The 11,224-nt window shown below is 69.1% G+C and carries 14 protein-coding genes; 9 read left to right on the forward strand and 5 right to left on the reverse strand.

The window, feature by feature from the left end; translation table 11 throughout:
- The first annotated feature begins 86 nt into the window (after window positions 1-86).
- Complete coding sequence (locus ABWI07_RS00785; protein ID WP_235036777.1) at window positions 87-635, forward strand: RNA polymerase sigma factor; 549 nt, start codon at window positions 87-89, stop codon at window positions 633-635.
- Window positions 636-649: 14 nt separating this feature from the next.
- Window positions 650-1,753 (forward strand): CU044_5270 family protein, encoded by a 1,104-nt coding sequence (locus ABWI07_RS00790; protein WP_353817262.1) that lies wholly within the window; start codon window positions 650-652, stop codon window positions 1,751-1,753.
- A 314-nt stretch (window positions 1,754-2,067) separates the two neighbouring features.
- On the opposite strand, the gene ABWI07_RS00795 is transcribed toward ABWI07_RS00790, so the two are convergent.
- Window positions 2,068-3,363 (reverse strand): HNH endonuclease signature motif containing protein, encoded by a 1,296-nt coding sequence (locus tag ABWI07_RS00795; RefSeq protein WP_353817263.1) that lies wholly within the window; start codon window positions 3,361-3,363, stop codon window positions 2,068-2,070.
- Between the two features lie 118 nt (window positions 3,364-3,481).
- Here ABWI07_RS00795 and ABWI07_RS00800 point away from each other — a divergent pair, with 118 nt between their 5' ends.
- A complete protein-coding gene (locus tag ABWI07_RS00800) occupies window positions 3,482-3,622 on the forward strand; it encodes a hypothetical protein (protein ID WP_353817264.1) in 141 nt (46 codons plus the stop codon).
- Window positions 3,623-4,001: 379 nt separating this feature from the next.
- On the opposite strand, the gene ABWI07_RS00805 is transcribed toward ABWI07_RS00800, so the two are convergent.
- Entirely contained in the window at window positions 4,002-4,631 is a 630-nt protein-coding gene (locus tag ABWI07_RS00805; RefSeq protein WP_353817265.1) for a TetR/AcrR family transcriptional regulator, read from the reverse strand.
- A gap of 22 nt (window positions 4,632-4,653) precedes the next feature.
- Between ABWI07_RS00805 and ABWI07_RS00810 the strand changes: the two genes are divergently transcribed.
- Window positions 4,654-5,001: a cupin domain-containing protein gene (locus ABWI07_RS00810; RefSeq protein WP_353817266.1), complete on the forward strand. Its 348-nt coding sequence runs from the start codon at window positions 4,654-4,656 to the stop codon at window positions 4,999-5,001.
- A 35-nt stretch (window positions 5,002-5,036) separates the two neighbouring features.
- Here ABWI07_RS00810 and ABWI07_RS00815 read toward each other — a convergent pair whose 3' ends face one another.
- Both ABWI07_RS00815 and ABWI07_RS00820 read right to left on the reverse strand, forming a co-directional pair.
- A complete protein-coding gene (locus ABWI07_RS00815) occupies window positions 5,037-5,405 on the reverse strand; it encodes a hypothetical protein (protein WP_353817267.1) in 369 nt (122 codons plus the stop codon).
- Window positions 5,384-5,782: an ATP-binding protein gene (locus tag ABWI07_RS00820; protein ID WP_353817268.1), complete on the reverse strand. Its 399-nt coding sequence runs from the start codon at window positions 5,780-5,782 to the stop codon at window positions 5,384-5,386. Before ABWI07_RS00820 ends, ABWI07_RS00815 begins: the two co-directional genes overlap by 22 nt.
- A 206-nt stretch (window positions 5,783-5,988) precedes the next feature.
- Here ABWI07_RS00820 and ABWI07_RS00825 point away from each other — a divergent pair, with 206 nt between their 5' ends.
- Window positions 5,989-6,792 (forward strand): helix-turn-helix domain-containing protein, encoded by an 804-nt coding sequence (locus ABWI07_RS00825; RefSeq protein WP_353817269.1) that lies wholly within the window; start codon window positions 5,989-5,991, stop codon window positions 6,790-6,792.
- Entirely contained in the window at window positions 6,783-6,968 is a 186-nt protein-coding gene (locus ABWI07_RS00830; protein ID WP_353817271.1) for a DUF397 domain-containing protein, read from the forward strand. Before ABWI07_RS00825 ends, ABWI07_RS00830 begins: the two co-directional genes overlap by 10 nt.
- Window positions 6,969-7,174: 206 nt before the next feature.
- Here the strand turns inward: ABWI07_RS00830 and ABWI07_RS00835 are convergent, their stop codons facing one another.
- Complete coding sequence (locus tag ABWI07_RS00835; RefSeq protein WP_353817272.1) at window positions 7,175-8,338, reverse strand: cytochrome P450; 1,164 nt, start codon at window positions 8,336-8,338, stop codon at window positions 7,175-7,177.
- Window positions 8,339-8,531: 193 nt separating this feature from the next.
- On the opposite strand from ABWI07_RS00835, the gene ABWI07_RS00840 reads away from it, so the two are divergent.
- The 3 genes from ABWI07_RS00840 (at window position 8,532) to ABWI07_RS00850 (ending at window position 11,191) form a co-directional block, all read left to right on the forward strand.
- The gene (locus ABWI07_RS00840) at window positions 8,532-9,143 is read left to right on the forward strand and encodes a TetR/AcrR family transcriptional regulator (RefSeq protein WP_149259313.1); all 612 of its coding nucleotides are present in this window, start codon (window positions 8,532-8,534) and stop codon (window positions 9,141-9,143) included.
- Window positions 9,144-9,210: 67 nt separating this feature from the next.
- On the forward strand, window positions 9,211-9,840 hold the full coding sequence (locus ABWI07_RS00845) for a LysE family translocator (protein ID WP_149259314.1): 630 nt from the start codon (window positions 9,211-9,213) through the stop codon (window positions 9,838-9,840).
- Window positions 9,841-9,970: 130 nt separating this feature from the next.
- Window positions 9,971-11,191, forward strand: a complete 1,221-nt coding sequence (locus ABWI07_RS00850) for a PucR family transcriptional regulator (protein ID WP_235036778.1) — start codon at window positions 9,971-9,973, stop codon at window positions 11,189-11,191.
- Window positions 11,192-11,224 lie beyond the last annotated feature (33 nt).

The following is an 11,224-nucleotide window of genomic DNA, read 5'->3' on the forward strand; positions in this document are numbered from 1 at the left end:
CGAACCTGTGAAGATCGGCGTGTAAACGGGGCCGCTCGCACGGGAGTACTGGGTGAAGGTCACCTACTCATCGAAGGCAGGGGCGGATGGATGATCCCCGAAAACGCTTCGCCGATCTGTACGACGAGAACTACCGGCGGGTGCTGGCGTACGCGCTGACCCGCACTGAGCCGCATACGGCCGAGGACGTCGCCAGCGAGACGTTCCTCATCGCCTGGCGGCGCCTGGCCGACATACGCGAGCCGGCGCTTCCGTGGCTGCTGGGCGTGGCCCGCAACCTGCTGCACAAGCAGCGGACGGGCGGATACCGGCGCCATGCGCTGGCCGACCGGGTCGCCGCCATGACCACCGATGCCGATCTCATCGCGTGGGACGTGGCCGAGCACGTCACCGAACGCGACAGCGCCGTCGCCGCGTTGGCCGCGATGACCGAGAAGGACCTCGAGGTGCTCACCCTCGTCACCTGGCACGGCCTGACGCCGCGCGAGGCCGCCAAGGTCGTCGGCTGCTCGACGGCGGCGTTCCAGGTCCGCCTGCACCGGGCCCGGCGCCGGCTCGTGAAGGCCCTCGACGACGCTCCCGCGCGGCGTACCCGTCCCTCCGTCACCGGCAGCGCCGAGCGGGTGACCAGATGAGCTCCGGAGCAGACATGAACCGAACCCCTGACAGCACCCTCCAGGCGCTGAGGCCCCAAGCCCTCGACGAACTCGCCGCCGAGTCGTACGCGCGCCGCCGCGAGCAGGACATCGCCCGCGTCCTGGCCGCCACGTCAGAGGAGGCCGTGCCCCGGACCGAACGGCGCCGGATGCCGCGGCTCCTGACCGCCGGACTGGCGGCAGGCGCGGTGGCCGCAGCAGCGGTCGGCGTCATCGTGGCCACCGGCGACTCCAGCGGCACCCGCACGCCCGCACCGGCCGCATCGCAGCGCCTGGACGCGCGCACGGTGCTGCTTGCCAGTGCCGAGGGCGCGGCCAAGGCCCCCGCGACGACCGGCAAGTACTGGTACACCCGGGAACGCGAGACCCGCCTCGTCGGCCCCGCCCGAAGGCGGTCCCCCCGCAGCGAGGCCCTGGCGAAGAAGCGAGGGAAGAAGTCTCCGCCGGTGACCGCCTACGTGACAACGACGCAGGAGACGTGGAGTGGCCGTGATCGCCGCGACCGCACGATCGTCGGCATCGACCGGAAGATCACCTTCCCGAGCGCGGCCGAGGAGGCCAAGTGGAAGGCGCTCGGCTCACCGGAGCTGGAGCCGTGGTCGGCCAAGCGGCACGTCAACGACTACGACTTCTCGGACCTCAAGCTCACCAAGACCCAGCGGAACCAGACGGTCTCCGCACTGGCCAAGCTGCCCTCCGAGCCCAAGGCACTCGAGAAGGCGCTGCGAGGGTGGTACCGGGACGAGAACCAGGCGTCTCTGGGGCACGACGGTGTGCCGATGTCGGGGGACTTCGCCCAGTACGTCTTCGGTACCGCGCAGGATCTGCTGGTCGGCCCGATCACGCCCGCGACGAAGAGCGCCCTCTTTCGGATGCTCGCCGAGCAGCCGGGCATCACCTACCTCGGGACGGGCACCGACCGGCTCGGGCGCAAGGGCGCGGTCCTCGCCGGAAAGGGCGGGATCGAGATCCGCCTGATCATCGACCCGGAGACCGGGCAGCTCCTCGAACAGGACTCGGGCGACCGGAAGTCCCCCATGCTCGTCATGACCTACCAGTCGATGGGCTGGGTGAACCACCTCGACGACCGCCCCTGAAAACCCCTGACACGGCCCGGGACCCATGAAGCGGTCCCGGGCTTGGGGTTTCATCAAGGATGTTTGGTTCGCGCATTAGCGGACGCGTTTGGGTATGCGGTTTGGGTATGCGGTGAACTCCCGAATGGCTGGAAGCATTCTTGGCATTACTCAAAAGTTGCTGCGCTGGTCCGCCGGGCTGTGCTGGTCCGCCGGGCTGCGCTGGTCCGCCGGGCTGCGCTGGTCTGCCAGGCCGTGATGAAGCCGATCGCCTTCCACATCCCGGTGACCTGCGCCCGGTGCTACGCCCAGTGAACGTTCATGGTCACAGCCCCTTATGCGGCCCGATTGAGGGTGGCGGACGGCTCGGCCGTTTGCGGCTCAGTTCGTGGGTGGGCCGTCTGTGGCTCGATGGGTCGTGGGTTGGTGTTTGGTGGGTGGGTTGTTTTGTCGGGTGGTGGGTGGAGCCGATAGAGGTAGCGGCCGGTGGCGGGGTCGTGGGTGGTGTGGATGTGTTGGGGGTGGGTGTGTTTGTAGCGGTTGTGCCATCCGCAGCACAGGGCGAGTTTGTCGATGTCGGTGGGGCTTTTGCCCAGGGCCCATCCGTTGACGTGGTCGACCTCGCACAGCGTCCCGGGCACCTCGCAGCCCCGCACCGCGCACGTGGGATAGAGCGTCTCCAGGACTTGGCGCTGGGCGGCGGTGGCGAAGCGGACTTTGTGCCCTAGGTAGAGGGGCGTGTTTCCGCCTGCGAGCAGCAGGGGTGAGACTCCGGCGGCCAGGGCGATGCGGCGGGCCTGCGGTGCAGGAATCGGTGTCCCGTCGGTCAACCTCGCCTGTGCCTGGCCGCCGGTCAGGGTGTCCAGGTCGCAGATGACGGTGACCTTGGTGGCCTTGTGCCCGCCCGACAGCACGCTGCTCAGTGCGGCGGCGGTGCGCTCGGGCAGGTCGCGGTGGTCGTCGGGCCCGGACGGCTTGGCCAGCGGGCCCAGGGTGCCGTCCCAGACGGCGGCGTCCTCGGCGTTCAGCCAGCCCTTGATGTAGCGGCCGCCGTCCAGCGAGCGGGTGGAGTCGATCCAGGACCGCTCGTACCCGCGCTGCACCTCCTCAGGTGGCTCCTCGCAGCCGTCGCGTTCGGCGATCACCTCCCGGATGCGGCGCCCGAACGCGGCGACCTTCCCGGGCGAGAAACCCTGGCCGATCATGTCCAGCAGCAGCGTTTCGGCCTTGGCGCAGTCGTCATCGTCGAGGCGGGCCACGGCGTCGGCGACCGTGGAGGCGTAGCCGCAGGACAACTCACCTCTGGCCAGGAGCTCGGTGACCACAGGAAGCCGATGGAGCTGCCGGGCCAGCGTGACGCGCTCCTTGGCGCGGGCATCGCGCATGCCCAGCCGCGACCGCAGCCACGCCTGCGTGGACGGCAACCCCCACCGGCGCGTCTCACTCGCCGCGTCCACGCGGGCGACGAACCCGGCCAACGCGGCCTCATGGGCGTCCGACGCCACCGCTAACGTCTCGGCGAGCTCCATGCACACCGCAGCCGACTCGGGCGCGGGGCGGGCAGCGAGTTCGGCGGCGATCGCGGCAGCGGCGTCCACCAACTCCTGCGTGGACGCCACACCGAGATCCATATCCGTAACCGAACACATACACAGAGCATATCGAACAGGTGAACGAGCTACCTCGGGATTGCAGGTTGATTATTGTCACCATAGCGATAGTTCAGGCGCCGGCATCACATTCGCATTCTTGGAAAAGCCGGACATTGCCGCCCGAGGCGACAACTTCGCGGCGCCGGACGCACGCGATGACCCGGTGGAGAGCATCACCCGGACGATCGAACCCTTGATCACTATTTTTGGCGCGGAGGCGGCGTGGAGGCATCGATGACTGAGCCTCGGCCGCCGGCTATATCGACGATGCGACCGCGGAGCGCCTCCTGCTGTCCGACAACGAACATTGCTCGGGCGGACATTGCTCGGGCGGACATTGCTCGGGCGGACATTGCTCGGGCGGACGAGGTCCGGTCGGTTGCGACGCGATCCTGGTCGGCGCAAACATCATCCGGCGGGACAACCCGCACTGCGGTCCGCTCGCCGGAGGTCGTGGCGAGCGGACGACGCGCCGGCGCCCCGTGAGCCCTGTGAAGGTCACTATCGGCGGAGCGCGGTGGGGAACTGAGTGTGGGCGGTGCCACCACCCGAACACGTGGACATGCCCTGCCCGGGGAGAGGCGGCCTCCCGGAAGGTGCCTGCACGTTCCATCTGCTCAAGGGTGTGGGCGGGAAGATGTGCAGTTTCGTGCCAGTGCCGCTGTCAGCAGCGCTTGCGCCGACTCGCGCATGAGTGTCGCGGCCTCTGGCCGTGGCATGGCGGCGATGTCGACCATCCAGACCCAAGCCTCGATTCCGCAGCCAGCGCGAATCGCGACGGCGAGTCGTCTGCGGACGATCTGCGGATGCGACTCGGCCAGAGGCGCCAGGGCGTCCTCGATCCATGTGAGGGCCCTGCCTTGCCGTAGTGCGGGACGGATGTCGGGCGGCGCTTGCGGTCCCTGTTCCAGGGACACCCGCAGGGCGGCTCGCAGTTGCGGCTCCCACTCGCGCAGGATCTTCGTCTGCTCGGTGATGACCAGGTCGAGGCGAGCGTGGACGTCATCGGGTGCGTCCCGGTCGAGCAGGCTGGGCCGGTCGATGATCGGTATCGCCGCGAGGAGCAAGTGCTTCTGGTTCGGGAAGTAGCGGTAGGCCGTGGTGCGGGAGATGCCGGCGGCGTCGGCCGCCTGTTCCACGGTCGGGGCGTGTCCGCCTTCCAGCAGGGACCGGGCGGCTTCGACGAGGGCATTGCGCGTGCGCTGCTTCTGCCGTACGCGTCCGGTCGACTCATATGGTACTGCCATCCCGTCATGGTACTGTAGTCCCATGAACGAGGATCCAGTGGTCACCGACCCGGAGCTGTACCGGGTCCTGTGGGAGAACGACCGGGTGCGGGTGCTGGAATACCGGGATGCGCCGGGTGATGCGACACACCTGCACTCCCATCCCGACAGCGTCATGGTGACCCTGTCCTCGTTCCAGCGGGTGATCTCGTCGGGAGGCCGAGAGGCCCGGGTGGACCTGGAGGCAGGCCAGGCCCGCTGGCTGGACGCGCAGGAGCACCAGGGCCGCAATGTCGGCAGCACTCCCACCCATTCCGTGTTCATCGAACTAAAAGAACCCCGCCCCGGCGCCTCGCGCTCGGATGCCGCCTTGGGACCGTCCATCCCCTGAACCCCGCCCGGCGCCACTTGGCCGAGCGGTAGGCGTCACCAGGTGGACGGGTACATGCGGTGTTTGAGAAGCGCGTCCACTTGGTCGGCGGCGTGTTCGGCGTTGCCGCAGGGGGAGAGGTAGCCGCGCCTGCCGCGTGCGGCCTCGTAGTAGGCCCAGGTCCGGCCGGGCGTGGCACGGGCGCGCACTGCCAGGCGGACGTGGTCGTCCGGGCTGAACGCGAGGATCCACAGCAGCGGCGACCGGGTGGGGAAGTCGTCGGCCTGGTAGTGCTTGATGCAGCGGTAGCCCTTGGCCTCGATCGCGGCGGCGAGCAGTTCCAGGTGCAGGATCGCCGTCGCGCGGGTCCGCCACCACAGCAGACGCCCTCCCGCCCGGACGATCAGCGAGCGCAGCGGGCCCATGTGATCTTCCCTTCCTCGTTGAGCGGCCGGACGCCCCAGTCATGGACGAGCTGCTCGATCAGCACCAGACCGCGCCCGCCCTCGGCCTCGTCGGATGCGCACTGGATGACGGGGTGGGCACTGCTCTCGTCCCACACCTCGATGACGGTGAGCGGTTCGCGCACGTCCGGGAAGATCCGCACGACGATGTGCCCGACCCCGACGTGCTTGTAGGCGTTGGTAACCAGCTCCGTAACCACAAGCCGCCCGACGAAGTCGTCGGCGTGCCCGAGTTCGCGGAACCGGCCGATGAGGTAGCGCCGCGCTTGCGCGGGGGCTTCGTCGGACGGTTCCAGAACGAGCGGCGGCGCCTCGGGCGCGAGCAGTACTCCCTGCATCGGTGAACCCCTCCCAGCCTGGACAGAGGGCGATCTCAAACGGGCTAACCCCGCAAAACCGGAAGAAACCTGCTCGATCACCCTGTGTTATCGAATGAACACCATCAAGCCACAGGGCGAAGTACGTTAATAGGTGACCGGAGAAGCACCCCCATTTTGGTTGCATTCATTAGCGCACTGGTTGCAGGCCTGCGAGGAGAAGCTAGATGGCTGAGCCGAGAGGTAAGGGCAAAGACAGTCCTGAACTCAGGACCTTCGGGGCAGAGGTAAGACGGTTACGTGAGGCGGCGGGTCTGAACCAGACGGCACTGGCTGCCTTGGTGCACGTTTCGCGTGCTTATGTCAGCCACGTCGAGCGTGGCAAGACTCGATGCCGCTTCGACTTCGCCAACCGGTTGGACGGCGCGCTGCGTGCCAACGGAGAGATCATCCAGGCATGGAACGAGTTGCTGGAAACGATCAAGTCGACCAAGTACGCGACCTACTTCGTCAACTTCCCGAAGGTGGAACTGACAGCCGGCCTTATCCGTGTCTACGAGACGCATATCGTGAACGGACTGTTTCAGACCGAGGCGTACGCAGGCGCGATCCTGAAGAACCCCGATGACACCGCGTCCCGCATGGGCAGGCAGAAGCAAGTCATGTGCAGTCCGATGCCAAAGATATTCGTGGTGCTGGAGGAGAGCGTCCTGCTCAGGCAAGTCGGCACCGTCGAGGTGATGCGTGAGCAGCTCGATTATCTGCTTGACCTGTCCCGCCGAGACGGGATCCGAGTTCAGATCCTCCCGCCCGTCTATGTTGAGGAGGCGCGGGCGGCCTTCGCCATAGCGACACAGTCCGACCGTAGTGAAGCGGCATACATCGTGAACGCGACCGAGGGCGTGACCAGCGCATCCGCTGAGGACCTTGCCAGCCTCAACGAGACCTTCGCTAGTCTGCAGGCGGAGGCGCTCAATGTAAGGGACAGTCGAGCGCTGATCAGGAAGGTGATCGAGGAAAGATGGACCTGAGCAAGGCAGTGTGGCGCAAGGCTTCACGCAGCACGGTTCAGAACGACAACTGCGTTGAGATTGCTAGGACTTCGCTGGTGGTGGCGTTCCGTGACAGCAAGGACCCTGACGGTCCCAAGCTCGTTATCAGCCCCGGGGAGTTTCGGCACTTCACCAGGGTACTCAAGAACCTTTAGCGCACTGTTCGAACCGGAAAGCGACCGGCGGTCATGGGCCGTCGCGAATGTGGCATAGTCCAATGGCATCTCAAGGCCGGTTCTAACTGTACAGAACTAGCCTTCCCCGTGTGAGGGCGGTGGCCTCTGGGACAGCGAAGTCCGGGACGGTCCGAAGTTCAGTGGGAGCCCCACCCCTTCCGGCGCCTCAATGAGGTCCGGGTCGGTCAGCGGGGGGTGAGGGTTATGGGGAACTCGGTTACGCCTCTTACGAAGGCGTTGCGGAGGATTCGGGGGCCCTGGTCGTCGGCCCATTCGGCGGTGGCCACGCGGGCTATGAACTCTTCGAAGAAGATTTGGAGTTCCAGGCGGGCCAAGGACGCGCCCAGGCAGAAGTGGGGGCCCAGGCCGAAGGCTATGTGGTCGCCTGGGCGGCGGGTCACGTCGAAGACGTCCGGGTCCTCGAAGACCGCTTCGTCGCGGTTGGCGCTGCCGTACATCAGGAGGACCTGGCCGCCTGCCGGGATCTTCACGCCGGCGACCTCGGCGTCGGTCGCGGCGACGCGGCACATGTTGAGGATGGGGGTCGTCCAGCGGACGAACTCCTCGACGGCGTCCGGGATGAGGGACGGGTCGTCGCGCAGCTTGCGCCACTCCGCCGGGTTGCGGATGAGGGCGTCCAGGGCGGTGGCGATGACGGTCCGGGTCGTCTCGGCGCCGCCGACCAGCAGGAGCAGCGCCTCGTGGGCGAGGTGCTCGTCGTCGTAGGCGGGCTGGTCCGGGCCCGCGTTCGACCAGACGGACAGCAGGTCGTCGGTCGGGCAGGCGCGGCGGTCCTTGGCCATCTCCAGCACCGCGACGGCGTACTCCCCGGCGGCGATCGTCGCGTCGTCGGTGACGTAGCGCAGGCCGCCGCCCGCGTACACGGCCGTCGCCGACCAGTGGACGAGCCGCGGCCAGGCGTCCTCCGGGAAGCCGAGCAGCCAGCCGATGACGCGGGCGGGCAGTGGAGCCGCCAGCGCCGGGACGGCGTCCACGGTGCCCGCCTCCAGGGCCGTGGTGATGCAGTCGACGGCGGTCGCGCGGATGCGCTCGGCGTAGCGGGAGACGCCGCGCGGGGTGAAGCGCTGGTAGACCATGCGGCGCCGGTGGGCGTGCTCGGGGTCGTCCTGTCCGATCATCGACGGGTCGGCCGGAAGCTGCGGGCGGTAGCCGCCGGAGTTCGTCCACACCTTGGGGTTCCGCTCGATCGCGAACACGTCGGCGTGGCGCGAGACGCCCCAGAGGCCGTTCTCCTCGTCGTGGTAGACGGGCGCCTCCGCGCGCAGTCGCGCGTAGACGGACCAGGGGTCGGTGGCGTACATCTCGCCGTCGAGCAGGTCGATGTCCACGGGCTCGCTCCTCGGGACGGGGGAGACGTGAGTCGAGACCACGATCTCACCAAGCAAGCGGTAGGTCTATCGTGGATCGGAAGGCGCCGCCGGTAAAGGGGGCGTACGTCCGGGATGCACGCGTTCGGGGCCGATGTACGGAAGAATGGGGGACGGTCACGGCGAGGCGGGCCATGCGGAGAGGCAGGGCGAATTGAGCGGCGATGCGCGGTTCACCGTCACGCGGACGCTGAGCAAGGATCAGCAGGCGCGGCGCGAGCGGCTGATCGACTCTGCCCGCGAACTCGCGCTGGAGGGCGGCTACCCGGCCGTCACCATGCACGACGTGGCCGACCGCGCCGGCGTCGCCCGCGCGACCGTCTACCGGTACTTCGCCACCAAGGACCACCTGCTCACCGAGGTTGCGGCGACCTGGGCGCACCGCGTCACCGACGACATCGACGCGCTCGCCGTCGGCGACACCCCGCAGGAGCGGCTCACCGCGCTGCTGGAGCGCATCGTGTACGTCGCGGCGGCGGAGCCCACCCTGACCTCGGCGATCATCCAGGCCGTGACCTCGGACGACTCCAGCGTCGACGACGCCCGCACCGTGCTGTTCCTGTTCCTGCGCGACCGGCTCTCGACGGCGATCGGCGACCCGGTGCCCGAGCGGGACGACGTCGAGATCGTCCTCGGGCACATCCTGCTCGCCGCGCTGATCAGCCTCGCCTCGCTGCGCCAGCCGGCCGACGAGGTCGCCTCGATGGTCCGCACCGCGGGCCGGTTGGTCCTGGCCGGCGCCTTCGCCGCCCCCACTCCGACCTGATTTGGTCCACTCGCCGCGACGCTGATTGGACCTGGGACGTAGACCATCCCGGTCATAGCGTGCGCATGTGACGAACCCCCTGCTGTTCCTGCTGGCCGCGCTGGCGCTCGTCGCCATCCCGGGCCCGAACCACCTGTACATCACCACGCGCAGCATCGGCGAAGGGCGCCGTGCCGGGATCGCGTCCGCACTCGGCGTCGAGACCGGCACGCTCGTCCACATCGCCGCGGCGGCGGCCGGGCTGTCCGCCGTCATCGCCGCGTCCGCGACCGCGTTCGGATTCCTGCGCTACGCGGGCGCCGCATACCTCGTCTACCTTGCATACCGGACGCTGCGCACCCGCCACGAGGCCGGGGAACCCGTCCTCCGGCCGCGGCCGCTTCGCCGCGTCTACCTGGACGGCGTGCTCGTCAACGTCCTCAACCCGAAGGTCGTGCTGTTCTTCCTCGCGTTCCTGCCCCAGTTCGTCGACCAGGAGGCGGGCGCGGTGCCGCTGCAGATCGCGGTGATGGGGGCCGCGACCGCGCTGATCGGGCTGGCTAGCGACATCGTCTACGCGGTCGCCGCAGGCTCGATCGGTGCCTGGCTGCGGGCCCGCCCCGCGTTCCGGCGGCGGCAGCGGCACGCGACCGGGCTGATCTACCTCGCGCTCGGCGCCGCGGCCGTGTTCGCCGCGCCCAGCCCCCGCCGTGCGTGAAGTCCGGTCGCGCTCCTGCGCGGCATGGTGGGTTTGTCAGTTCGCTTACAAGTGACGCTGCGCAATGCGTAGCGCGTCTTGCAGCCCGCCCGGAAGGTCCTCTGTAGCTTCCGGTGCGGGAGGTGAGAACGTGACGACGAGCCTTGGAGAGCGCTCACCGCTGAAGCCCCTGGCCGGCGTCCCCCGCGAGCTGTCCGCCATGTTCCGGCCTCACCTGGACGCGCTCGCCGAGGAGATGATCGAGGAGATCCTCGCCGGGATCCCCGAGTACTCCCGGCCGCAGGACGAGGAGTACGCGCGCCTCGTCCGGCTCGCCGTCGAGGGGGCGCTGCGCCAGTTCGTCGACCTCATCATGGACCCGGGCAGCTCCTGGGAGCCGGTCGCCGCCGTCTACCGGGAGATCGGCTGGGCGGAGGCGCGCGAGGGCCGCAGCCTGGACGTCCTGCAGACCTCGATGCGGCTCGGTGCCCGGGTCGCCTGGCGCCGGTTCGCCGCCGAGTCGGAGCGGTACGACATCTCCCCGCGCACCCTCGCCGGCATCGCCGAGGCGATCTTCGCGTTCCTGGACGAGATCGCCCGCGCCGCCACCGAGGGCTACACCAAGGCCCGCGCGCAGGAGGCCGGCGAGCTGGAGCACCGCCGCCGCCGGCTGCTCGACCTGCTGCTGGCCGAGCCGCCCGCCGCCCCGCAGGCCGTCGCCGACCTGGCCCGCCTCGCCCAGTGGCGCGTCCCGCGCACGGTGGCCGCCGTCGTCCTGTACGAGCGGGAGCGGCGGCCGTTCTCGCCGCCGTCGCTGCCGCCCGAGGTGCTCGCCGACGTCAACCGCCGCGAACCCTGCCTGCTCGTCCCCGACCCCGAGGGCCCGGGACGCGGCCGGATGCTGGAGTCGGCGCTGCGCGACTGGGTCGCCGCGCTCGGACCCACCGTCCGCACCGAGGACGCGGCCAGGTCCCTGCGCTGGGCCCGGGAGGCGCTGCCGCTCGCGCGCCGCGGCATCCTGCCGTCCGACCGGCTGATCCGCTGCGCCGAGCACATGCCGGCGCTCGTCGTCTTCAAGGACGAGGAACTGGTGCGCGCCGTCGCGGAGCAGCGGCTGGCGCCGCTGAAGAGCGTCCGGCCCCGGCACCGCGAGCGGCTCATGCGGACGCTGCTTTCCTGCCTGCAGAACGGGTTCAACGCCACCGAGGTCGCGCACCGGCTGCACGTCCACCCGCAGACCGTCCGGTACCGGCTCCACCAGCTGGAGGAGCTGTTCGGCGAGCGGATGTACGAGCCGGAGCTGCGGCTGGAGCTGGAGATGGTGCTGACCGTCTGGCTCACCGCGCCCCCGGCGGTTCAATCAAGCGATTGACCGAGCGCGGTCCGAGCGCCTAGCTTTGGCCGC

This window comes from Actinomadura sp. NPDC000600 (genome assembly GCF_040492135.1).
In the GTDB taxonomy this organism is placed as follows: Bacteria; Actinomycetota; Actinomycetes; order Streptosporangiales; family Streptosporangiaceae; genus Spirillospora.